Source organism: Stenotrophomonas sp. PA-6-5C (assembly GCF_021605635.1).
Lineage (GTDB): Bacteria > Pseudomonadota > Gammaproteobacteria > Xanthomonadales > Xanthomonadaceae > Stenotrophomonas > Stenotrophomonas lactitubi.
Genome location: NZ_WKEE01000005.1, coordinates 112714 through 135477 on the forward strand (window position 1 = coordinate 112714; position 22764 = coordinate 135477).

The window sequence follows — 22764 nt, forward strand, 5'->3', positions numbered from 1 at the left end:
CGCATGGCGTGGATCTACTGCATCCTCCGGGTGCATTGAACGGCAACCGCATCCCCACGATCGCGCAACAAACAGAAAGGCCGCCCGGAGGCGGCCTTTCTGCGTGGCAACGTCGCGAAGACGTCAGTGCATCATGTGCACGTTCATGTTGTGCATGACCCACAGGGTACCGACCACGATGATGCCGATCACCACCACGGTGAAGGCCGCAGCGTTGACGTTCCAGCGGCTCTCCGACGAGCGGTCCAGGTGCAGGAAGAACACCAGGTGGACCAGCATCTGCAGCACCGCGGTGATGGCGATCACCACACCGTTCACGGTGCGCGAGAAATCACCCGACATCACCATGTAGAACGGGATGACGGTCAGCACCACCGCCAGCACGAAGCCGATCAGGTACGACTTCACGGTGCCGTGGCTTTCGCCGCCGGCGGCGTGGTCGTGTGCATGGTTGTCATGTGCCATTACAGCGCTCCATTGAGGTAGACGACGGAGAACACGCCGATCCAGATCAGGTCCAGGAAGTGCCAGAACAGGCTCAGGCACGCCATGCGGGTCTTGTTGGTCGGGGTCAGGCCGTACTTCTTCAGCTGCACGAACATCACCAGCAGCCACAGCAGGCCGGCGCTGACGTGCAGGCCGTGGGTACCGACCAGGGCAAAGAACGCCGACAGGAAGGCACTGCGGTCCGGACCGTAACCCTGATGGATCAGGTGCTGGAACTCATAGACTTCCATGCACATGAAGCCGAAGCCCAGCAGCCAGGTGATGCCCAGCCACAGGAACATCTGACCGACCTGCTTGCGGTGCATGGCGATCATGCCCAGGCCGAAGGTCAGCGACGAGGTCAGCAGCAGCGCGGTTTCCCACGCCACGAACGGCAGCTCGAACAGGTCCTTCGCGCCGGGGCCACCATCGGTGCCGCCGGCCAGCACCACGTAGGTGGCAAACAGCGAGGCGAAGATGAGGCAGTCGCTCATCAGGTACACCCAGAAACCGAAGACGGTGTTGCCGCCGGTGTCGTGGTGCTCGTGGTCGTCATGGCCATGGGCCGCCGCGTGTGCGGCGTGCCCGTGGTTCACGGTCGAGGTATTGGTGCTCATGCCTTCAGCTCCGACTTCACCAGGCCCTGGGCTTCCAGGTGCTTGCGGTGTTCGTTCTCGATGCGTTCCACCTCGGCAGCCGGGACCCAGTAGTCCACGTCCTGGTCGAAGGTGCGGTAGATGAACGTGGCGATCATGCCGACGAAGCCGATGATGGCCAGCCACCAGATATGCCAGATCATCGCAAAGCCGAACACCATGCTGAAGGCGCCGATGACAACGCCGGTGCCGGTGTTGCGCGGCATGTGGATGTCGGTGTACTTGGCCGGCTTCGGCCAGGCCTCACCACGCTGCTTGCGCTCCCAGAAATCGTCCAGCTCGGTGACTTCCGGCAAGGTGCCGAAGTTGTAGAAGGCCGGCGGCGAAGAGGTTTCCCACTCCAGCGTACGGGCATCCCACGGGTCGCCGGTCAGGTCGGCAGTCTTCTTGCGGTCGCGGATCGACACGGCCACCTGGATGATCTGGCACAGGATGCCGGCACCCACGATGAAGGCGCCAACAGCGGCCACCAGCAGGAACGGCTCGTAGGCCGGGTTGACGGTGCTCTGCAGACGACGGGTCATGCCCATGAAGCCCAGCACGTACATCGGCATGAAGGTCACATAGAAGCCGATGAACCAGCACCAGAACGCGCACTTGCCCCAGAACTCGTTGAGGCGGAAGCCGAACATCTTCGGCCACCAGTAGGTGATGCCGGCGAACATGCCGAACACCACGCCGCCGATGATGACGTTGTGGAAGTGGGCGATCAGGAACAGGCTGTTGTGCAGCACGAAGTCGATGGCCGGGATCGCCAGCATCACGCCGGTCATGCCGCCGATGGTGAAGGTGACCATGAAGCCGATGGTCCACAGCACGGGCGTGGTGAACTGCACGCGACCGCGGAACATGGTGAACAGCCAGTTGAAGATCTTCACGCCGGTGGGGATGGAGATGATCATCGTCGTAATGCCGAAGAAGGCATTGACGTTGGCACCCGAGCCCATGGTGAAGAAGTGGTGCAGCCACACGATGAACGACAGCACGCCGATGCAGGCGGTGGCGTAGACCATGCCCTTGTAGCCGAACAGGGCCTTGCGCGAGAAGGTCGCGATGACCTCGGAGAACACGCCGAAGGCCGGCAGCACCAGGATATAGACTTCCGGGTGACCCCAGATCCAGATCAGGTTGATGTACAGCATGGCGTTGCCGCCACCGTCATTGGTGAAGAAGTGCGTACCCAGGTAACGGTCCAGGGTCAGCAGCACCAGGGTGATGGTCAGCACCGGGAAGGCGGCGACGATCAGCACGTTGGTCACCAGCGCGGTCCAGGTGAAGACCGGCATCTGCATGAGCTTCATGCTCGGGGTGCGCATCTTGAGGATGGTGATGAAGAAGTTGATACCACTCAACGTGGTACCCAGACCCGCCACCTGTAGTCCCCATATGTAGTAGTCCATACCTACATTGTTGCTGTACTCGATGCCCGACAATGGCGGGAAGGCCAGCCAGCCGGTGGCGGCGAATTCGCCGATCCACAGCGACAGCATGATCAGCACCGCACCGGACACGAACAGCCAGAAGCTGAGCGAGTTGACGAACGGGAACGCGACGTCGCGCGCACCGATCTGCAGCGGCACGGCCAGGTTCATCAGGCCGGTGATCAGCGGCATCGCCACGAAGAAGATCATGATCACGCCGTGGGCGGTGAAGATCTGGTCGTAGTGGTGCGGCGGCAGGTAACCCTCGGACCCGCCGACGGCGATGGCCTGCTGGGTACGCATCATGATCGCGTCGGAGAAACCGCGCAGCAGCATGACGAAGGCGACGATGATGTACATCACGCCGATCTTCTTGTGATCCACCGAGGTGAACCACTCCTTCCACAGATAGCCCCACAGCTTGAACTTGGTGATCAGGGCGACGACGCCCAGGCCACCAAGGATCGCGCCGACCAGGGTGGTCAGCACGATCGGATCGTGGGGGATCGACTCAAGAGAGAGTTTTCCCAACATGTTCATTCTCCCGAACCCGCGTGGCCGGCATGGCCTGCGTGTTCGTGTTCGGTGGCATCCAGGTTCTCACCGGATTCCTTGGAATCGTGGGCCTCGCTCGGGGCATGGCCCTCGTGCGCTTCATGGCTGGCAGCGTCGGCAGCAGCGGCACCGGCGTGGGAATGCTTCATGCCGTAGTGCTTGTTGTCGCCCATGTGCTTGGCGATGACCCAATCGAACAGGTTCTCTTCAACCTTGCCGAAGTAGGTGACCGGGTACCACTCGGAATTCTTCGCTTCGCCCAGCGCCTTGAACGAGGTCTTGTCCAGGGTCTGCTCGCCGGCACGGACCTGGTCCAGCCACTGGCGGTACTGCGCATCGGTGACCGAGTAAGCAGTGAAATGCATCTTGGCGAAGCCTGCACCGCTGTAGTGCGAGGACATGCCCGGGAATTCACCCAGCTCGTTGGCGATCAGGTGGAGCTTGGTCTCCATCGCCGCCATCGAGTAGATCATGCTGCCCAGATGCGGGATGAAGAACGCATTCATCACCGTATCGGAGGTGATCTCGAAGTTCAGCGGGGTGTTGACCGGGAACTTGATCTCGTTGACGACCGCGATCTTCTCTTCCGGATAGATGAACAGCCACTTCCAGTCCAGCGAGATCGCCTGGATGGTGACCGGCTTGACGTCCGATTCCAGGGGCTTGTACGGATCCAGCGCGTGCGAGGACCGCCAGGTCAGCACCGCCAGGACCAGCACGATCATGCAGGGGATCGACCACACCACCACCTCGATCGCCGTCGAGTGGGACCACTTCGGCTCGTAACGGGCCTTGGTGTTGGAGGCGCGATACTTCCACGCGAAGGTCAGGGTCATGATGATGACCGGGATGACGACCAGCAGCATGAGCACGGTGGCCGTGATCAGCAGTGTCTTTTCATCCTGGCCGATCTGGCCCTTCGGACTGAGGATGGCCACGGCATCGCAGCCGGTGAGCATCACCAGCAATGCGAGCAGCAAGCCCGGGCGCAACCAGCGCCCAAGGGTTTTCAACGGAATCATCGGTCGATCCAATTGCGAGGGAATGCCGTTCCCCGTCCTGCCCGCACCGGCCAAAGCCGGGCCCACCCGTCCAGAAGACAGGCAGGTAAGGTGGGGTCGAGTCAGCCTTTCAATTTTAGGCCGTCACCCACCATTTAAGAAAGGCATTGACAATGATCAGGCGCAGGAAAGGCCCGTATCTGGCTGCGACACGTTGTCGCACCGCGCCATTGTGGCGGCCAGAACGTGCGGGGACGGCAGCGTAGCATCGACCATGGCGACGACGAGGCCCCTCGTTTGGCAAAGTCGACTGAACAGGTTCAGCAAGTCTTGAGCTCCCTTTCTTCGAGGAACCCGGCATGGACAGACCCTTCAGCGTTGAACGCATCGACCACGTGGTGCTGCGGGTGCGCGAGCTGGCCCGCAGCGAAGCCTTCTATGGCCAGGTGCTGGGGTGCGCTGTGGTGCGGCGGCGCGAGCACCTGGGCCTGGTGCACCTGCGCGCGGGTGCGTCGATGATCGATCTGATCAGCCTGGACGGCACGCTCGGTCGCCACGGCGGTAGCGGGCCGGGCAGCGAAGGGCGCAACGTCGACCACCTGTGCCTGCGCATCGAACCCTTCGACGAAACCGCGCTGGTCGCCCATCTTGCAGCCCACGGCGTGCCGGTACTGGGGCCGGCCGAGGTCAACTTCGGCGCCGAGGGCGATGGATTGTCGTTGTACTTCAAGGACCCGGACGGCAACACGGTGGAACTGAAGGGGCCTGCGAACGGAGCGGCGGAATGACCCGGTCCGCCGCGGCGCCGGCAAAGATCGACTTCAAGACGCAGGACAAGGCGCTGTACCGGCCACCGGTCGGCTCGTTCGTGCGGATCGACGTGCCGCCGATGTCCTTCGTGATGGTTGATGGCCAGGGTGATCCGAACCAGGCGCCGGCCTATCGCGATGCGGTCGAGTGGCTGTACTCGGTCAGCTACGCACTGAAGTTCGCGATGAAGGCCGAAGGACGGGATTACGTGGTGCCGCCGCTGGAGGGACTGTGGTGGGCCGACGACCCGTCCAGCTTCGTGGCACAGCGCAAGCACGCGTGGCGCTGGACGATGATGATCCGCACGCCGCTGGACGTCGGCGTTCCGCGTTTCAACGAAGCGGTGGCCAAGGCATCGGACAAGCGCGGTACCGCGCCACAGAGCCTACGCCTGGCGCTTTACGATGAAGGCCTGTGCCTGCAGACGCTGCATGTAGGCTCCTATGATGACGAGGGCCCGACACTGGCCGAACTGCATGAACAGATCATGCCGGCACAGGGGCTGACCTTCGCCGGGCCGCATCATGAGATCTACCTGGGCGACCCACGCAAGGTAGAGCCTGCTCGCCTGAAAACGGTGCTGCGGCAACCGGTGCAGGCACGGTGACGGCCGCGCCGCGGGCTGTTCCGTCAGCCGCCCTGGAACTGCACCGGCACACGCAGGGTAATCTGCTTGACCGTGGTCACCGGCCGTGTGGGGGTGACGTGCCATTTCAGCGCAGCCTCACGTGCGGCGCGATCCAGCGCAGGATGTCCGCTGCTGCGGTCCACGCTCACATCGAGCACGCGCCCTTCGGCTGACAGGGTGATCAGCAGCTCGACGCTGCCTTCGGGCACCGTCTCGCCGTCACCACGCGGATAACGCGGCGGCTGCCGGCGCGCCATCGCCGCCAGCTGCGCGCCCAGCGCCTGTTCGGGGTTCAACTGCGGCGGCGGCGGGCTCATGGTGATCGGCGATGGTGCGTCCACGGTCATCGGCGTTGGTGCGGCAGCCACAGGCGCTTTGAACACCACCGTCACCTGCCTGCGCTCGCCGCCCGTGAGCACCTTCGACGCGCTGTGCCAGGTGCGCGCGCCCTGCCGCGCGGCCTCATCCAGCAGGGCACTGCCACTGCTGCTTTCAATCAGCACCGCAGTGACCACGCCGCTCTGCCAGACATCCACCTGCAGGGTGACCATGCTGTCGGCCTGGACAGGCGCGCGCAGCGGGATGCCGTGGCGCAGGTCCTTGAACCCGGCAGCGGGCAGGTCGACCAGCACCTGTCCATACTCGGCCGGTGGCGACGGCGATGGCAGCAGTGGCGACGTACGCAGCGCCAGGCCCTTGCGATCGACCAGCATCCCCGCTGGCGGCATCGCGCGTTGCGCCTGCCTGGCGACGTCCGCTTTCGAGGTTGCCGGTGGTGAAGGCTCCGAGACCACCGGGCCCGCCGGGCCTGCAGCGGTGCCGGTTGTGTCCGGCGTCTCGCCTTTACCTGCCTTCGGCTGCCGATCATCATCGCCCAGCAGCAGCGTCGCGCGCGCTTTCAGGATCTCCATGCGGTCTTCGGACGCACTGGCCAGCAGCGTCGAGAGCATGAACACGTCGCTGCCAAGCAGCAGTGTATTCACGTCGAACCGGGCCGGATCAGCCGAGGCGACCTTGTCGCCGCGGTCGATCAGTCCGGCGATCACCAGCGCACCCAGTGCGAGCTCTTCGTCCGTGTCGACCATCGTCGACGCGTAGGCATTCCACAGGCGCTCCTCCAGCGGTGCATAAGCGAACAACACCTCCTGCGTGCCGTGGACGCGCCACAGGCGCTCTTCCAGTGCCGCGTCGCCCTCTCGGTCGAACGGCTTGCGCGGCGACCAGCGTGAGCGGATCGCCAGCTCCTGCAGATCCGTCGCCAGCAGACGCATCGCTACCGTCGTGCTCGACGGCGAGACTTTCCACATCTGCTGCAGAAGCTCGATCTGCTTCAGTTCCAGCTCGCGCGCTTCCTCGGCGGTAAGCCGATCCACCATCGCGCCCGCGTCGCTGGCCAGGCCTCCCGTCCTCTGCGTGCGGCGGCCGGACCGGGCGGCAAGGGTCTCGATCGTCTCGTTGTAGGCCGCGCGCAGGCGCTCGTACTCGGTGCGGTCTTCGCGCAGCGCCGGGCCATTGCGCGCCCACAGATCCAGCTCCTGCATCAGCGTCTGCGTCCGCTGCAGATCGCCGCGGGCAGCGGCACGCGCGGTTTCGTGCACCTTGTTGAGCATTTCCCGTTCGAAATGACCGCGCGAATACCAGCGCGGAACCGTCATGCGATCCTCGCCGACCATGACCGAGCGCGCTCCTTGTTGCATGCTCCCCGCGCCCGCAGCCCCATCCCCGGAAATGCCGGTGACAACAAAGATGACGAACGAGAGGAAGCCGAACATCACCGACGCGATCAGATAGTCCACGGCCCGATCCTGCACCGCTACGCGCAGGAACGACAGCACCGACACCGCACCGCCGATCAACAGCGCAGCACGCAATGCCGCCCTGCCGTCGCTCAACGCGCCGCTCGACAGCAGTCGTCCGAGCCAGCCGATCGAGCTGTAGACCAGCACGCCGAGGTCGCCCCAGAACGGCGCCATCCCGATCAGCGCCAGCAGCAGCACGGCCAGCACACCCAGCAGCTTCATGGGCGCTTGCTCATGATCAGCATCGGCACGAACAGGATGAACAGCAGGATCGCGATCGCCAGCATGGCCATCTGCACGGCCAGCCCCACGCCATCCCAGATGCCCGGGTCCACCAGCGCGCTGTAGCGGCGGTAGGCCGGCATGCCCCAGCCCCTCACCCAACCCAGCAACAACGTGCCGATCACCGCCATCGTCACCCGCGACATCACCCCGGGAACGCCGCTTGCCGCCGACGCCTGTGCGGCGACCGGCTGCGCCTGGGCGACGCGCGCCGCGGTGCGTGCGCGCTGCTTGCGGGCCTTGGCCGGTTTCTGCCGCGAGCGGGTCTGTGCCGCGCGTGCGCTGCCGGCCAGCAGTTCGGCGCGGACGCAGGCGGCACACGGCATGCCGACGAAATGCTGGTGGGCCGCATCTTTGCCACACGTCACCAGTTGCGCGGCGTTGCGCCGCGCGTAGTCCAGCAGCAGCGTGGCCCATTCCTGCGCCGAAGGCCGCCGCCGCGCCTGCGTCGAGAACGCACGATCAAACATGTCGCGCAGTGCCGCCGGGAACATCTCATGCCCACTGACCGGCGAGGGCAACATCCGCGGATGCGGTTTGCCACGCGCATACGGGTACAGGTTGGCGGCGATGCGTGCTGGCAGGTCACTGGGTACCGTCACCCCCTGCGGCCGGCCCGCATACGGATGCAGGCCGGAATTGAGCAGCTGGAACACCATCACCGCCAACGCGAAGCGATCCTGCGCCTCCTCCTGGCCCGGTTTCACCCCCGGCTGCTGGAACTCAGGCGCCAGATAGTCGGTAGTGACCTGCCCGGCCGGGAAACGCTCGCCCTTGCCCTGGATGCTGAAACCATCGCAATCGAGCATCGCGATGAACAAGGTGCTGCGATAGAACCGCACGTTCAGCGGCTTGAGGTCGACCACATAGTGCTGCCGCCTGTGCAGCGCAGCCAGCATCACCGCCAGATTGGCGGCGAGGGTCATCTTCGCGCCCAGGCCGGTAGGCAGGCCCTCGGCACGCGCCTGCCGCTCCTGCAGCACATGTTCCAGATCACTGGTGGCCGACAGATCCAGGATCGGCATGGTGAAGCCGATGAAACGCCCACTGCGGTCCCGCAGCAGGGTCAACGGCCAGGCAATCTGCACCTGGTCGGCGCCCTGCCCCTCCATCGGCGGCAGGTCCGGCTGCAGCTCCAGCATCGCCTGCAGCTTGCGCTCGTAGACACGCGCGTCCTTGTCCGAGTGGTAGAGCTTGGCCACTTCGCGCGGCCGCTCCTTGAGGGTGAACACACTGCCCGCGCCGCCACTCTTGAGCAGCCGCTCCAGGGTCAGCGGCCTGCGCTGTGCGTCGTAAACCTTTTCGCCGCTGCGCCCGGGCATGGGCTCAGGCCGGCAACGCGACCAGCAACGTCTTGTCGTCGCCGGTGATCTGATCGGTGCGCGGGTCGGCCAGCGTCGCGTGCAATGCCTGGCTGCCGTGGGTCTCATCGACCCCGGCCAGATAACGGATCACCGGTGCGATGAACGGTTGGAACAGGCTGTCGCCCGCGCGCGACATCGCAAACGGCTGCACGCCATCGGACATCAGCACCAGCGCGTCGATCGCCCCTTCGAAGCGGGTCAGCCGCAGTTGCTCACGCCAGTTGCCACCGGTCACGAACCAGGTTTCATTCGCGTACTCGCCGTTGGCGGGCAGTGACACGGCATCGGGCAATTCATTGCTGAAGGCGCAGGCGGCGACGCCATCGCCGACATGGAAGAACCAGCCGCCATCGCGCGTGGCGACCGCCCCCACCAGCGTGCAGGCATGGTCGGAGAGCTTCAGGCCCTGGCTCAGCGCAAGCATCGCCAGCTGACCGCGCGCATCGTCAACGGCGGTTTCGATGATCGCGCGCAGCGCATCCACCGGCAGTGCCAGTGGATCGGCGCCGAGCTGGGCAGATCCGGTAACCGACGCCGCCACGCTGCTGGATACATGCCGGGCGCCCACATCGCTGTGCGATGCAGAGCCTGCGCCATCGCAGACCACCGCGACCAATGTCTGCCCCACCTGCACCGACGCATAGGCGTCCTGGCAGGGCTGCCCGCGGTCCAGATGGGACCGTCCCGTGGCCGATGCGGCCATCACGCGCCAGGCCATGGTCAGACCGGCACTTGCGACCAGCTGTCGGTGGCCGGCAGTTGCACCTGGCCACCGGGCGTCGAATTGGAGACCACCCGCATGCTCGCGCTCAGCCACAGGAACAGCTCCTTGAACTGCAGGCCCTGCAGCCGCTTCACGCCACGCTCGCCATTACGGCTGAACTGGCCCAGCACGCTCATGTCGGCATTGCCGACAGCGATCGGGAACACCGCCACCTTGTTCTGCTGCTCGGCCTCGCGACACTGCTCGGCCACCGCTTCCCAGGCATCGGTGGGCTGACCATCGGACATCAGGAACAGCCACGGCCGGGTGTAGGCGACGCCCGCCTGGCGGAAGCGCGCCTTCTCGTCTTCAATTTCCTGCAGCGCCAGTTCCACCGCCGCGCCAGTCGGCGTGGTGCCGTTGGCCGACAGCGTGGGCGCAGCGAAATCCATCGCGTCGCACCAATCACCGCTGATGGCAGCGTTGTCCATGCCACCGTATTCAACCAGCAGCACGCGCACGCGCTTGGCCGCGATCACATCAGCCTTCAGCTCCTGCTCCAACAGCTTGAGGCCCGCATTCAACTGCTCGATGGGGCCACCGCTCATGCTGCCGGAACAGTCCAGCACCAGGATCAGCGGCGTGCGCTGCTCACTGTTGTCGACCAGCGAAACATCGGGAATTGCGGCAATGGACATGATGGGAAGCCTCCGTGCGGGTGAACCGGTGCAGGTGATCTGCGCCGCTGATTATAGGGGGAGCTGGAAGCCCAGGGGACGAGGTCTCACGGGGAGCCGTGCCGGTCAGACAAAAAGCCCCGACCAAGGCCGGGGCATTTCATTACAACTGGTGCCGGAAACAGGAATCGAACCTGCGACCTACGCATTGGCGATCGCCAGCGACTGCCAAGAGGCTGGCTGGAATGAGGAGTTGTGCCTGGAAGAACAAAACGACCTTGCTCATTCAATCGCGACGAAAGAGTATTCACCTGCAGGAAACTGCCAGAAAGCTGGAGCGACCTCTCCCGGCATGGTCAAGAGAAGCGCTCCCGGCACGTCCAACGCCACGGCCGAGAAGGTTCGGCCATCGGCGAAATGCAAACGAATGCCGGAGTCAACGATCAGTCCGTCACCTTGCCAACGCACGATCTCGATGCGGACAACATCAAGCTCTTCCGGCAAATCCAGATTGCCCCATTCGCTTGTCGATTCAACAGCACCCCTCGACAGAACTTCGACGTTTATCGTCCCAAACTCATCCCATCCCTGAGCAACGGTACTGGAAGACGTCAATTCAAGGGACATATCCGGATCAAAATCCAGGATCACCTGCCAAGCCGAGCTCGCTGTCTGCATCTTGGGAATCCTGCATGCAAGAAGCCGATGCCCTCGGAGCAAAGCAGCCAATCTATCCAGCTCCGCACCCTGCAGTTGCAGCGGCAAATAGCGTACCCCATCGGAGAGTTGCTCAATCGTAGTGTAGGGTTTCATGTGGCTTATCACCATTTGCAGGAATGTCGATGCTTTTTCCGCCGGGGCTATTTGTCTAGCTGGACCGGCCAGACTTCCGTAGACACTCATGAGCCGCTTTGCGCGTAGCGCCGTTCAAACTCTACAGGGGCCAGGTCGCCAGCGGAACCATGCCGGCGGACTGGGTTGTAGAACATCTCGATGTAATTGAATACGTCAGAGAGCGTTTCGTCCCGGGTCGGGTAGATCCGTCGTTTGATCCGTTCCTTCTTCAGTGCACTGAAGAAGCTCTCAGCCACTACATTGTCGTGGCAGTTCCCTCGCCGGCTCATGCTCGGAACTATGCCGTGCTGCTTCAGCAGTGATAGCCAATCGCTGCTGGTGAACTGACTGCCTTGATCGGAGTGAATGATCAAGCCCGGAGCGGGCTTTCGCTTCCATATCGCCGATACAAGTGCCTGTAGCACAAGATCGGTGGTCATCTGGGACTGCGTCGCCCAACCGATCACTTGCCGTGAATAAAGGTCGACGATCACTGCCAGGAACAGCCAGCCTTCATACGTGCGGATGTAAGCTTAGACTCAATTTCCAAGTGCAACACCCACTAACCAGTAGGGTGTCAGCATGTCCAGGCATTACAACCACTTGAGCGCAGAAGAACGCGCTGTTGTCCAGATCGATATCCAGGATGGCAAGAGTATGCGATCCATCGCCAGGCGCTTGGGGCGGAGCCCTTCGACCCTGAGCCGCGAGGTGGCCCGGCAAGGCGTTGGAGCGTACAGCGCCACCGAGGCCGGCAAAAACTATCGTGTCCGCCGACTACGCTCTGTTCGGCACCGCCGACTGATCGAGGGCAGCGAGCGCTTCCAGTTCGTCCTTGATCACTTGGTGCTGTATCGCTGGTCGCCCCAGCAGATTGCTGCCAAGCTTCGCAACATGCACCCGGACGATTCCAGCCAGCGCGTAAGCCACGAGAACATTTACGCCAGCATCGATGCCCACCCGCGCGGAGGCCTGAAGAAAGAGCTGGTGGAAGCGCTTCGGCAGAGCAAGCCGACGCGAGGTCTACGCCGCACGACGGCAGCCAAGCGGACATGGGTTCCTGAGCAACTGCGCATCGTGCATCGCCCGGAAGAAGTACAGCAGCGACTGGTTCCGGGTCACTGGGAAGGCGACTTGATCAAGGGTGCTTTCAACCGCTCCTGCGTAGGGACGCTGGTCGAAAGAAAGACGCGCTTTGTGATCCTCTGCAAGATGGACGGCTGCACAGCGGAAGCGGCACTGGAGGGTTTCAGTCGCCGACTGAAGAAGCCGCCCGAATCCATGCGCACCAGTTTGACTTACGATCGCGGCACGGAGCTGACGTGCTACCCAGAACTGATGGACCGCTTGGATATCGACGTGTGGTTTGCTGATCCACACGCGCCGTGGCAGCGCGGCAGCAACGAGAACACCAATGGACTGCTTCGGCAGTTCCTGCCCAAGGGCATTGATCTGTCGAGCGCGAGCCAGGAGTATCTCAATCACGTCGCGATGCTCATGAACACACGTCCGCGACAGACGCTGGGCTGGAAAACGCCCGCCGAAGTGATGGACAAAGAGATCACAGAGTTCAGATCACGTGTTGCGCTTGCTTCTTGAGACCGCCCAACCTCCGCAACCGCGAAGCCCCTTTCGGTCACCTGCTTGATCGCCTCGGACTTGAACTCATCCGTGTACTGCTTGCTCGCCATAGACACCTCTCTCGTTACCATTGATTATGGCTCTGAGTTGTCTACGAAATCCTGGCCGGTCCAATCGTCCGCCAACGATGTCGAATGTCTTCGCCGTTAGAGCGCAAACTTGCTCGGAACACTGAACGGAAAAACCTACGGCCCTACGCCGTCGGTTCGCGCATCCTGACTGTCGACGCGGGGACCCTCGGCGAAGTTCAAAAACTGAAGCACGATCTCCTCCAGGTTGAGCGCTCCACCGCAAGCGATATAGCGCCCATCCGAAATCTCGGACTGAATCCAATCTACTTCCGAACGATCAATGCGCGTCCTGGGCAGCGAATATTCACTCAACTCCGTGTCAACCAGGTCGACAGTGAGAATCCACCCTGGGTTATCCAAAGTGTCTATCTTGATACCGTAGGAATGCTCCCAATCTTCGTCACAGTGATTCGAATACCATCTTTGCAAAAGCGCAATCGCAGTGTCCATAAATAATCTCAGTTCCTCTTTGGCAGCTCTTCTGGGAGCGCCGGACGCACCCCCTTTTGCCCTGCCTCTTTCACATGAGGTGTGGCAACGATGGATCCATCAGGATTGGTATGAGCCTTTCCGGTTACGTCGACACGCTTTACCTCTTGGAAGCCGGACGGATTGTTCGGATTTGGCTGGTACGTGGCAGTATTGCTGATATTGCCATCCTCACCACGCTTTAGGACAGAGTGTGCGCCCTGTGCATTGGCGTCCGGTCGCAATTTGTTTGTGTTCCGCCCAGATGGCGCGCCAACTGTAACAGTCCCAGTCCGGGGTGGCTGCATACGCAGGGGCGGCGCTCGAATGCCACCAGCATGGGACTGCCCGCCCTTGACGATACCGGAACCAATGGCATAGCCAGTTTGCTCAGCCCAATTGGCATACAACGGAAATCCGTGCTCGTATCGGGAGGCGTTAAGTGTTCCGTTCTCAAAGCCGGTCTGGAAGTCACTCCAACTCTGCCTCCCGTCCGGATCCGTGAATTTGTACGGATTACCGTTCGCATACCTGTATCGATTGAACTGCCCAACCGGCTGGTCATACGCAGTCACCGGATCCACAGACAGGAACACACCCAACTGCGGATCCATGTACCGCTGCTGCATGTAACTCAGCCCAGTAGCCGAGTCGCTCACGTGCCCGGTATAACCCGGCCCGTCCGTGACCTGACCTCCTACTACGGCTCCGTAGGGCTCGTAGTCATAGCGCTTGATCACGTTGCCATTGGCATCGCTCTCGGCAACAACCGAACCGAGGGCATCGGTATGGATGTATGTGACAGTCGTCTGGGCCTGAACCTGCCCAGTGAGCAGCAGGGCGGCAATCATGAGTTGCTGCCATGTCCCTCGGATCAACCCGACAACCCTTGACGCAGAATTCATGGAAATGCGCCCTGCCAACCCACCAGCGCATTGGCTTGCCCGTACCATTACAGCCATGGGTCGCCCCCCTCCGGTTGTACAGTTTTCCCTTGGCTGCAGTGGCCATCCAAGCAATTACGCACCGTGTACGCCCACGAGCACGTTGCAAAAACCATTTCGTTCCCAGCCACGCGCACGCCGAAGTCATCCTCGATCGTGGAATAGCTAGCCCCCTCAGAACCATTCCAGGTGACTCTGCAACCACCCTTTATATACTCGGCATAGGCCCAGGAAGGAGGGTCGGGAAGAGCAAATGTGTTGGCCTCCGTAGACCAGGGGCCACACGCCCCTCCGTTGCAGGCCTGAACACGGAACGTATGTGCTCCCGGATACACCGACAATTCGACCCTATTCATTGCCCCTCGGGCGACTTCCTGCCAGCCACCACCGTTGAAGCGGCGTTGCAGACGATACTCATTGGCAAGGTGAACCTGGGTCCAACTGGGATAGGCGACCCGCCAACCGCTCTCCGCCTCCACGCTCAGCACCGGTGCGGATTGCGGGGTCAACACAACCACGACGAAGATCTCAGCCGACCATCCGCCACAACCCGACGTATTGCACGCACGCGCACGATAGCGATACGTGCCGTTGGGACGTCCAGTCAGATCGACCGAAGTACTGGTGCCACTGGAAACGCTGGACCAACCACCTCCCGCAGACTGCTCCACGTCATAGCTTATGGCAGTCGCCACGGTCGACCAGGACACACGATAGGCACCGGAGTCGGACGATGGAGGCGCCTGCAACGAAGGTGAAGGCGGAGGCAACAGAACCTGGGTGCTTACAGCCGTTGAATATGTGCCACATCCACTGGCATTACATGCAACGGCGCGATAGGACCAGGTACCAGTGCTTCGTCCTCCAACGGTAAAACTGGATCCCGAGCCTGCATACACCTCGGTCCAAGCAGCACCGCTGTACTGCTCGAGCCTATAGGTCGTTGCGGTCGGCACAGATATCCAGGTGACAGCAAAACTACCGGTCGCGGAAGAGCCAGGGGCACTAACTGCGGGCGCCCCCGGTGGCAACAGAACCTCGGTGGCAGACACGACCGAGAACGGACCACAACCCGCTGCGTTACAGGCCTGCGTGCGATACGACCAAGTGCCGTTTCCCTTGCCACTGACTGCAAAGCTCCGAGCTTCACCGCTGTATGCGACGGCCCAGCTACCGCCGGCCGATTGCTCCTGCAACGTGTAGGTTGCCGCATCGGCAATCGCCGACCAACTCACGCTGTAGGTGCCGCTGGCTTGTGTAGAGGACAACGCAATGACCGGTGCGACAGCAGGCACGCGCACCATGGTCGTGACCGCCTCAGCAGACCAGGCACTACAGCCGGCCGCATTGCAGGTTCGCACTTGATAGCGATGGATACCGGATGCCAGTCCCTGTTCATTGAATGACAGGGCAGCGCCACTGTAGATCTGCGCCCAGCCTTCGGCAGCAGCGCGTTCAAGCTCGTACCTGACACTGCCGGCAATACCCGACCACTGAACTGCCACTACACCATTGATGCTTGTGGTCGGCACGCTGAGCACCGGGGATGATCCCGACGGATGCACGACAGCAACTTTGGCGGGAGCAGACCAAGGACTGCACCCCGCGACATTGCAGGCTTGAACCCTGTAGAAGCGGTCACCCGCCGGGCGCGAAGTAACAGCGAAACTCAGCAGCCCCGCATCGTAAATCACCGTATAGGGTCCGGCTGCGGAGCCGGCCTCTTCCAGCGCATAGCGCGTTGCCGCAGCCACGGCACTCCATTCGATGTTGAACGTACCAGACAGGCCAATACCTGGTGCAACCAGCACCGGCGCCGTGGCCGGCTTGAAGATGACATCCGTCTTGACGACGGAACTCCAGGCAGCGCAGGTACTACCATCGCATGCGCGCACGCGATACAGATAGGACCCGGCGGCGCCTACCTGAACGTTTGCGGTGCGGGAGCCGCCACGGTAGACCTGCGCCCAAGTCGCTCCTGCATTGATGGACGCCTGCAACTCATAGGACACAGCGCCCACGTCCGACCAACCCACACTGAAAGTGCCTGTAGAGTCCTTCACAGGAGCAACCAGTACAGGAACCCCCATCATTGCAGGCTGCTCAACCTGTGCGACCAGGCGGCCGCCCACGTACAGATACTCCAGGATCTTTCCATCACGCTGGTTGTATTGCCAACGCAGGACGCCATCATTGCCATAGAGCGAACGGATTCCACGCTCCTCGGTATCGATGGCTTGGACACGACGTCCAAAGCCATCATAGTCATAGCGCTCCTTGCCTGCAGCAGCACGCAAGCGATTACCCGCATCGAAGACAAAGGCCTGCCCGTTTCGCGTGCTCAGATTGCCCTGGACGTCGTAGTTCAGCCCTATCACCGTGGCGCCGGCCGCGTTGCGGACATTGGTCAGGCGATTTGACGCGTCATAAAGATAAGAGTGGTCCGTCACCCCACCACGACTGACCCGGGTCAAGTTGTCGAGCGCGTCATAGCCATACTCAAAGACCCCCGTACCCTCGAATGACGGCGATTGAACACGTGTCAAGCGATCCAGGCCGTCATAACTCATCGTGCGATTGCGCACAGCGTCGACTGCATCATTGATTGCGTTGACGTTGCCGTTCTGATCGTACTGATACTGCAGACCCTGCACACCTGCGTCATTGATCTGCAGAGGCAGCTGCCGTGCATTCTGTGGCGACGAATGCGCGATGCCATTGGCATAGGTGAAGGACGCCACACTTCCATTGGCGTGATACCTGATCTGCGTTACCTGGTCACCCACTTGGGTGGGCCTTCCCAGCGCATCGGGCGCGTAGTGTACATAGCTGCCGCTCGGATACCGCACGCCTGCAATGTTTCCCATACTGTCGTAGGCGTAGCCAAGGGTCTGCATCGACCCATTCAGAATTCGCGATTCTTCGCCAACGAGCAGTCGCCGGCGGTTGTACTCGAACATGCTTGTCGCATTCGTTGCTCCCAGTTGATTCTGGGTGGTTACGGACGCCGTCTTTCCGTCAGGCGTATACGTCCAGGACTGGCTGCCATTGTTGTCAGGGAATGCCAGCGTCTTCAGTCGATTACGTGCATCGTAGGTGCGTGTAGCGAGGCGCCCTGATGCCCTTGCTGCCGGCTCGTCACACGCATGGGAAAGGCTAGCCAGACCGGATGCAGACCATGCCAGATTGCCTGCAGCGTCATAACCCATAGCCGTCGCGCCGGTTTCCGGCTCGATGCTCTTGCACAGACGCTGGTCGCCGGAATAGATGAACTTCCGCAGCAGAGAGGTCGCCCCATCGATGCTGTACCGCATTATGCTCAGCGGCTTTCCAAGAACATCCCGACTGATTGCTGTGCGCGCCCCTTCGGGGTGCTCGATCAGCACAGGGTTGTCTTGGGCAGGTGCATCGAAGCTTTCGTATCGCGTGACTGTCACTTGGCCACGGGGGTTCTGGATACGGACGGAGTTGCCACCGCTGTAGCTGACGTAGCTTGTAAGCAAACCGAGCTCACTATCCTGCGACGTGGCCACCAGACGGCCTAACGCATCGAACTCCTGCCACGTACCTGTTGCTGCTGGCAGCGACGCGTGCGGATAGGAAGTGAACAGCGTTCGTCCCTCATGATCAAGGACAGAGCGGACAAATGATTGTGTGCCGGCTACATTACGAGCATCAAAAGCATGGGTCAGCACCGGCCGGAACAACGCATCCAGATAGGTCTCCGACCGGGCGTCACCGGTGGTTACGCTCCGCCGCCAGTGACCTGCAGGAATACCGTTCTCAGCCGCCTGCATGTACTCCAGCGAAATGTTCGTTGGACTCCAGGCAACACTGTCGCCGGATGGCTGGTTGATGCCACTGATGCGCCCCATGATGTCGTAGTCATAGGACGTGGTGAATCCGTTCTCATCAGTAACCGAGCGCAACCAGCCGTGGTCGTCAACTGTGGCCTGCACACTCGCACCGTCCGCGAATTGGATAAGCTGGGGAGAGCCGCGCTTCCACGAGGAGAGACGCGTAGCATTGCCATTGGCGTCGACGTAACGCGACACGGTGCCATCAACATCGTATTCAGTGGTTGAATCAAGGCGACCAAAGGACCAGCTCTGGGACGGGCGCGCAAACGCATCAAAGTCAGTGCGGGAGATCTCCAGACCGGAGTCGACGCTGGTCACCTTGGCAACCTGCCCAAGAATCCAACGGATCCGCTCATCGCGGAATTCAGTCGCGGTGGTACGCGACTCTCCCAGCGAATTGTGGCGTTTCTCGCGCAGGGGACGCGTCAGCGTGTCGAACTGCTCGACGGTGGAGGAAAACACCGTCCCGCCCTCGGTGATCCGCCGCTCACGAAGGGGGCGCCAGGTTTCACTGGCGAACGTATCCTGCCGCCCTTGCGAGCTGATCCCGACCCGGGCCGGAAATGGCTGCGACACAACCTCAGCATTGCTCACATAGATGTCATCAGTGGTTCGCAACGTGCCGCCGTTCTGGCGCACTTCGGTACGCAGCAGCTTTCCCTCGTTTTCCTGAAAATAGATGCCATAGGTCAAGACCGTGGTTGACTGGTCAGGTGCAGTCACCGTGCTGGTCTTGGTTGTCTGGCAGTTTCCGGGCCTGCAGTCAGTGATGGCTTGGGCGCTGGGCGGAGCGTAGTCATAGCGCCAGGTGAGATCCACACCGCTACCAACAATGCGTTTCGCCCTCAACGCCAAGGTATCGAAGCGAATCGGCAACGTACTTGAAATGGTGTCGCCGGGTGGATCAGGTATGAAGTCATTCAGCCCGATCATCGGGAAGAGGCAATCTGATGCAACGCCCGTACGGCCATTGCGGACGGTGCCCAAGGTGAACTCACCTGTGACGCCGGTTGGGTGCGTCATTCGAAGGACGCTCGGCGTGTCCTTCAACACTCGCATCCAAGCACATATCACTCCTTGATCCTGGACAAAGCGCCGCCGCTGCCCCAACGCGTCAGCAACGGACTCTTCTCTAGGGTCATAGATGATCCCCGCCACCTGTGAGTGGTCGTACTTCCATTGGCGACCATCTGGACGCGTAACCTGCAGGAGAATTCCCCACGGGTTGTATTCGTAGTGCCAAGTACGGGTACCCGTTCTGACCTGCGATATCCGGCCTGACGTCCAGGTGATATCGATCCGCCGACCATCGCTTGCTTCGATAAGCGTCAATTGAGAGCCGGACCAGTGATATCTGACCCAGTTTCCCTGACGATCCTCGACGAGGGATGGATACAGGCGTATGCGGTCACGCAGGAACACGTGATCGACCACGACTCCGTCCTGGATCTTCGGCTTGGCGAAGGGCTCCACAGGCGTAACGACCATCCAATCGAAGTGGTACTTGGTTCCGTCTGGGGCGTGTGCAAGAAACCCCTCGCCCGCATGGCCGCTTTTTAGTGTGGGCAAGCACGACAGCGTCCAGTTCTGGGTCGTCAGCCACGGGTACACTCGCCCGTCACTTGGGCCCGCGGGCGAACCGGCTACGCGGAACAGCAGTTCCTGCGGACCCGTAGTAGATGTAAAGAGCTGATTGCCGTGCCACATCTCCCACGAGTCCACGGTTGACATGCCCTGGACACCCACCACCAGAGGTGCGCCCTCCCACGCTTCCACTGGCGAGGAGCAGCGAGCCCAGGGTTGCGCGGTTGTCACGTTCCAGCCCGAGTCATGCTCAAACGTGCCGCCGACGAAGGGAATATCGATGTCCCAATCGCCCATGGGGTGATTGGGGATGCCCTCTCCGGGAACCACGTACTTCCTGCCCAGCGCCACGGGCAAGGCATTGTTTCCGGGGATTGAAACCTCGCTCACCGCAAAGCTGAGCTCGCCGGTATACAGATTCACTGAATCACCGAACAGTTGCGGGCCTTCAGATGTGATCTGTTCGCGAGATTTGATGAGCTTGGAGTATTCCTGCCATGGCTGCGCGGCCATCGCTGGCCCAGCAAGAAGTACGAGCAGGCACAACAACGAACGGCGCGCCGTTCCTTGGAAACGCTTCATATGGTGGATTTCCCTTCGTCCATGACGCGGCCTGCACCACCTGTCACTGCAGGTTGGAGCAGTCTTCAACGCATACCCGCTAGTGCTGATCAACTCCCCAGTTGACCCGCACGACATGTGTAACACGATTCACAATTCATTCACAAGTGACGGCGATCACCTGCTCACCGAATGAAATTTCAGTCCGGCAAGAACGTTGCTACATGTAGCGTAGGCCAGTGGCCGAGTCACTCACATGCCCGGTATATCCCGGGCCATCCTTAACCTGACCACCTACCACTGCACCGTAGGGCTCATAGTCATATCGCCTAATCGCATTGCCATGGGCATTCGTCTGAGCCACCACCGCCCCCAAAGCGTCGGTGTAGATGTACGTGACCGTCGTCTGGGCAATTGCGGAGGGTGCCAGGCCGAATCCAATCAGCAGCACGCAGCGCGGCCAAGTGCCTAAAGCACCCAGCTTCCGAATTCGACCTTCGATTCCCCTGAAGCGGGTGGACACGCCGCCTGCAGTTCCCCCGAAACTCCCCATCCTTCCAATCCCTGAAAGAGCCTTGAAGCAAGGCCGGGTATTCAGAGCACAGGAAATGGGGATCGAGGAATTTGACGGCCCATTGGGGCCGAATGCGGCCTACAGGTCAGCTATAGCACGAAGAACTAAGTGCCTGGGAAGCCGGAGGGACGAGCGAGCCGCAGGCTCGAAATTCTGGGCTGCCAGCCATGGGCTGGCACTACTGAAGCAGCCGGCCAGCGGCCGGCACTACCAATGGCCGTGCCGGCCAAACAAAAAGCCCCGGCCAAGGCCGGGGCTTTTCATCAAACATGGTGCCGGAAATAGGAATCGAACCTACGACCTACGCATTACGAAATATAAGCTAACATCCTTTTAACCACTAAATATCAATTACTTATTGACGAACAGGGAAAATTCTGGGAAAACTAGTCACCTCTAATGATAGGGACTATCAAGCATGGCTCGCCCCAAAAAGGAACTGACAGGCCAAGGGGTCTACGACCGCGGCAGCGCCTGGCAGGTCCGCGTGAAACGCCAGGATGCGGCCGGCAACATTCACCGAATCAACAGGACCTTCCCTTACAACAAGCTGTCCGCCTCAGTTGCTGCGGACAGCCGAGCCGCAGTGTTCAAGCATGCGGCCGCATTCGCCGCCACCCGCCCGAACTTTGTGGGGCTGATCTATGGGGGCCTGCGTTCCCCCGTCCCCTCCGATGCTTCCCCGGCTTTCATCGCCGGCGCGGCCGACGACGAATATCAGCCCAACGATCCCATTCTGCTCTACCAAGCGTGGCGCAAGGCGGGAGTGGAAGCCGAGGTGCACGTATATGAGCGGGGCGGCCATGGGTTCGACCTTGGGCGCCAAGGCACAACAAGCGATCTATGGCTTAACCAGTTCATCCAATGGATAAAAACACGGAGGCCGGCGAACTTGTCTGATCAAGGGAACTCCGAATAGCAAGAGCGACGACTGGGCTGCCGCTTGTCGTTGTTCCCTGACTTACCGACTCTGCTCCAAGCAACGGTCCACCAACTGGCGCATGGCCTCGCCCAGTGTGATCCCGGCCATCCGTGCATCGTCGGCCAAGCCCTTGGCCTGCTCGGTCAGCACCTTGGGGTCCGGCAGGAGCTCGGTGTAGCGCCTACCTTCGGCTGGCTTGGCACGGACACGGGGAGCGAAGGGCTCGCGGATCTCGGCGTGGGTGTTCACCAGCGCCGCCAAGGCTGCCGTAGGCGTCAGGCCCTGTTGACGTGCCAGAGCGCGAAACGCGGCGGCCTTGTCAGTGGCAATGCGAACCGTGGGCAACCGGCGCGGGGCCGGTTGCTTGGGGAGGATGGCATAGGGTTTAGGCACCCTCTTCCTCCTCACCCTCCTCCCCGTAAGTCCATACATGCCCGGTTTCGTCCACGATGCGCATGTCGCGCCAGCCCAAGTTCTGCTCCAGATCCTCCATGCCTGCCTCCGCATCGGCAAGCGTCTCGTATTCCGCGTTCTCAATCGGCTCCCAGTGGTTAGGATGATATGTGGCCTGGATGGTGAAAGTATTGTTTTGCATGGCGGTTCCCTTTGGGTTTTGGAGGTCAGCGGTATTGCCTCCCTATAAATCCAGGTTACGACAACCCACTCTTTTGTAAACCAAAAAACCCAACCTCTTCCTGACTAAAATGCAAAAATGACAGGGCAACGCAGAAAACACAAAAGCCTGAAACGCCTCACATTTCCACCCTCTGCTGAGGGCCGGACCCGGCGAGAGCCGAGGCCCCACTTGCCTTTTTCCCCACGACGCTTTTCGCTTTTGCTTTGAGCCGCTTCTGATTTTACTTCCTCCCACCTCACGCAGCCCTCCTATGCCCATACCAGAAATAACCAGGGCGACCCTACCC

18 protein-coding genes and 2 pseudogenes are annotated in these 22764 nt (G+C 61.3%); 4 read left to right on the top strand and 16 right to left on the bottom strand.

Annotation, left to right across the window (positions count from 1 at the left end; all coding sequences use genetic code 11):
- Positions 1-123 precede the first annotated feature (123 nt).
- The 4 genes from cyoD to cyoA are packed head-to-tail and all read right to left on the bottom strand — an operon-like array spanning position 124 to position 4140.
- The gene (cyoD, locus tag GIW57_RS03505; RefSeq protein ID WP_025873831.1) at positions 124-465 is read right to left on the bottom strand and encodes a cytochrome o ubiquinol oxidase subunit IV; all 342 of its coding nucleotides are present in this window, start codon (positions 463-465) and stop codon (positions 124-126) included.
- Positions 465-1103 (bottom strand): cytochrome o ubiquinol oxidase subunit III, encoded by a 639-nt coding sequence (cyoC, locus tag GIW57_RS03510; RefSeq protein WP_099821051.1) that lies wholly within the window; start codon positions 1101-1103, stop codon positions 465-467. Before cyoC ends, cyoD begins: the two co-directional genes overlap by 1 nt.
- Positions 1100-3097 (bottom strand): cytochrome o ubiquinol oxidase subunit I, encoded by a 1998-nt coding sequence (gene cyoB / locus GIW57_RS03515; RefSeq protein ID WP_089239620.1) that lies wholly within the window; start codon positions 3095-3097, stop codon positions 1100-1102. Before cyoB ends, cyoC begins: the two co-directional genes overlap by 4 nt.
- A gap of 2 nt (positions 3098-3099) precedes the next feature.
- A complete protein-coding gene (gene cyoA / locus GIW57_RS03520) occupies positions 3100-4140 on the bottom strand; it encodes a ubiquinol oxidase subunit II (RefSeq protein WP_100463976.1) in 1041 nt (346 codons plus the stop codon).
- A 338-nt stretch (positions 4141-4478) separates the two neighbouring features.
- Between cyoA and GIW57_RS03525 the strand changes: the two genes are divergently transcribed.
- Positions 4479-4907, top strand: coding sequence for a VOC family protein (locus tag GIW57_RS03525; protein ID WP_236509167.1), 429 nt, complete (start codon positions 4479-4481; stop codon positions 4905-4907).
- Entirely contained in the window at positions 4904-5536 is a 633-nt protein-coding gene (locus GIW57_RS03530) for a GyrI-like domain-containing protein (RefSeq protein WP_100463970.1), read from the top strand. Before GIW57_RS03525 ends, GIW57_RS03530 begins: the two co-directional genes overlap by 4 nt.
- Positions 5537-5559: 23 nt before the next feature.
- On the opposite strand, the gene GIW57_RS03535 is transcribed toward GIW57_RS03530, so the two are convergent.
- The 6 genes and pseudogenes from GIW57_RS03535 to GIW57_RS03560 all read right to left on the bottom strand — a co-directional run.
- The gene (locus tag GIW57_RS03535; RefSeq protein WP_236509168.1) at positions 5560-7578 is read right to left on the bottom strand and encodes an energy transducer TonB; all 2019 of its coding nucleotides are present in this window, start codon (positions 7576-7578) and stop codon (positions 5560-5562) included.
- Positions 7575-8960, bottom strand: coding sequence for a hypothetical protein (locus GIW57_RS03540; RefSeq protein WP_236509169.1), 1386 nt, complete (start codon positions 8958-8960; stop codon positions 7575-7577). The genes GIW57_RS03535 and GIW57_RS03540 overlap by 4 nt, the downstream gene beginning before the upstream one ends.
- Positions 8961-8964: 4 nt before the next feature.
- Positions 8965-9720 carry a PP2C family serine/threonine-protein phosphatase gene (locus GIW57_RS03545; RefSeq protein WP_157804873.1) on the bottom strand — a complete coding sequence of 252 codons (756 nt, stop codon included), beginning with the start codon at positions 9718-9720 and terminating at the stop codon, positions 8965-8967.
- Positions 9721-9722: 2 nt separating this feature from the next.
- Positions 9723-10403, bottom strand: a complete 681-nt coding sequence (locus tag GIW57_RS03550) for a VWA domain-containing protein (RefSeq protein WP_089239608.1) — start codon at positions 10401-10403, stop codon at positions 9723-9725.
- A 261-nt stretch (positions 10404-10664) separates the two neighbouring features.
- Entirely contained in the window at positions 10665-11195 is a 531-nt protein-coding gene (locus tag GIW57_RS03555; protein ID WP_236509170.1) for a hypothetical protein, read from the bottom strand.
- An 86-nt stretch (positions 11196-11281) separates the two neighbouring features.
- Positions 11282-11746: pseudogene (locus GIW57_RS03560) on the bottom strand (IS3 family transposase); the annotation flags it as partial.
- Between the two features lie 52 nt (positions 11747-11798).
- Here GIW57_RS03560 and GIW57_RS03565 point away from each other — a divergent pair.
- The gene (locus GIW57_RS03565) at positions 11799-12815 is read left to right on the top strand and encodes an IS30 family transposase (protein WP_236509171.1); all 1017 of its coding nucleotides are present in this window, start codon (positions 11799-11801) and stop codon (positions 12813-12815) included.
- A 2-nt stretch (positions 12816-12817) separates the two neighbouring features.
- Here the strand turns inward: GIW57_RS03565 and GIW57_RS03570 are convergent.
- The 4 genes and pseudogenes from GIW57_RS03570 to GIW57_RS03585 form a co-directional block, all read right to left on the bottom strand.
- Positions 12818-12907 (bottom strand): annotated as a pseudogene (locus GIW57_RS03570) (transposase); the annotation flags it as partial.
- 135 nt (positions 12908-13042) lie between these two features.
- Positions 13043-13378 (bottom strand): immunity 53 family protein, encoded by a 336-nt coding sequence (locus GIW57_RS03575; protein ID WP_070473404.1) that lies wholly within the window; start codon positions 13376-13378, stop codon positions 13043-13045.
- An 8-nt stretch (positions 13379-13386) separates the two neighbouring features.
- Complete coding sequence (locus GIW57_RS03580) at positions 13387-14247, bottom strand: RHS repeat-associated core domain-containing protein (protein WP_141134252.1); 861 nt, start codon at positions 14245-14247, stop codon at positions 13387-13389.
- A gap of 101 nt (positions 14248-14348) precedes the next feature.
- Positions 14349-20366, bottom strand: a complete 6018-nt coding sequence (locus GIW57_RS03585; protein ID WP_236509172.1) for an RHS repeat protein — start codon at positions 20364-20366, stop codon at positions 14349-14351.
- Between the two features lie 971 nt (positions 20367-21337).
- Between GIW57_RS03585 and GIW57_RS03595 the strand changes: the two genes are divergently transcribed.
- A complete protein-coding gene (locus tag GIW57_RS03595; RefSeq protein ID WP_236509173.1) occupies positions 21338-21838 on the top strand; it encodes a hypothetical protein in 501 nt (166 codons plus the stop codon).
- A gap of 42 nt (positions 21839-21880) precedes the next feature.
- On the opposite strand, the gene GIW57_RS03600 is transcribed toward GIW57_RS03595, so the two are convergent.
- Both GIW57_RS03600 and GIW57_RS03605 read right to left on the bottom strand, forming a co-directional pair.
- The gene (locus GIW57_RS03600; RefSeq protein WP_236509174.1) at positions 21881-22234 is read right to left on the bottom strand and encodes a hypothetical protein; all 354 of its coding nucleotides are present in this window, start codon (positions 22232-22234) and stop codon (positions 21881-21883) included.
- Positions 22227-22436: a hypothetical protein gene (locus tag GIW57_RS03605; RefSeq protein WP_236509175.1), complete on the bottom strand. Its 210-nt coding sequence runs from the start codon at positions 22434-22436 to the stop codon at positions 22227-22229. Before GIW57_RS03605 ends, GIW57_RS03600 begins: the two co-directional genes overlap by 8 nt.
- Positions 22437-22764 lie beyond the last annotated feature (328 nt).

What these genes read in the sequence shown, in the direction of transcription:
- cyoD (WP_025873831.1), bottom strand. Translation starts at nt 465, where the DNA reads ATGGCACATGACAACCATGCACACGACCACGCCGCCGGCGGCGAAAGC.
- GIW57_RS03585 (WP_236509172.1), bottom strand. Translation starts at nt 20,366, where the DNA reads ATGAAGCGTTTCCAAGGAACGGCGCGCCGTTCGTTGTTGTGCCTGCTC.
- GIW57_RS03545 (WP_157804873.1), bottom strand. Translation starts at nt 9,720, where the DNA reads ATGGCCTGGCGCGTGATGGCCGCATCGGCCACGGGACGGTCCCATCTG.
- cyoB (WP_089239620.1), bottom strand. Translation starts at nt 3,097, where the DNA reads ATGTTGGGAAAACTCTCTCTTGAGTCGATCCCCCACGATCCGATCGTG.
- GIW57_RS03605 (WP_236509175.1), bottom strand. Translation starts at nt 22,436, where the DNA reads ATGCAAAACAATACTTTCACCATCCAGGCCACATATCATCCTAACCAC.
- GIW57_RS03535 (WP_236509168.1), bottom strand. Translation starts at nt 7,578, where the DNA reads ATGAAGCTGCTGGGTGTGCTGGCCGTGCTGCTGCTGGCGCTGATCGGG.
- GIW57_RS03580 (WP_141134252.1), bottom strand. Translation starts at nt 14,247, where the DNA reads ATGATTGCCGCCCTGCTGCTCACTGGGCAGGTTCAGGCCCAGACGACT.
- cyoC (WP_099821051.1), bottom strand. Translation starts at nt 1,103, where the DNA reads ATGAGCACCAATACCTCGACCGTGAACCACGGGCACGCCGCACACGCG.
- GIW57_RS03550 (WP_089239608.1), bottom strand. Translation starts at nt 10,403, where the DNA reads ATGTCCATTGCCGCAATTCCCGATGTTTCGCTGGTCGACAACAGTGAG.
- GIW57_RS03530 (WP_100463970.1), top strand. Translation starts at nt 4,904, where the DNA reads ATGACCCGGTCCGCCGCGGCGCCGGCAAAGATCGACTTCAAGACGCAG.
- GIW57_RS03525 (WP_236509167.1), top strand. Translation starts at nt 4,479, where the DNA reads ATGGACAGACCCTTCAGCGTTGAACGCATCGACCACGTGGTGCTGCGG.
- GIW57_RS03575 (WP_070473404.1), bottom strand. Translation starts at nt 13,378, where the DNA reads ATGGACACTGCGATTGCGCTTTTGCAAAGATGGTATTCGAATCACTGT.
- cyoA (WP_100463976.1), bottom strand. Translation starts at nt 4,140, where the DNA reads ATGATTCCGTTGAAAACCCTTGGGCGCTGGTTGCGCCCGGGCTTGCTG.
- GIW57_RS03595 (WP_236509173.1), top strand. Translation starts at nt 21,338, where the DNA reads ATGGCTCGCCCCAAAAAGGAACTGACAGGCCAAGGGGTCTACGACCGC.
- GIW57_RS03565 (WP_236509171.1), top strand. Translation starts at nt 11,799, where the DNA reads ATGTCCAGGCATTACAACCACTTGAGCGCAGAAGAACGCGCTGTTGTC.
- GIW57_RS03540 (WP_236509169.1), bottom strand. Translation starts at nt 8,960, where the DNA reads ATGCCCGGGCGCAGCGGCGAAAAGGTTTACGACGCACAGCGCAGGCCG.
- GIW57_RS03555 (WP_236509170.1), bottom strand. Translation starts at nt 11,195, where the DNA reads ATGAAACCCTACACTACGATTGAGCAACTCTCCGATGGGGTACGCTAT.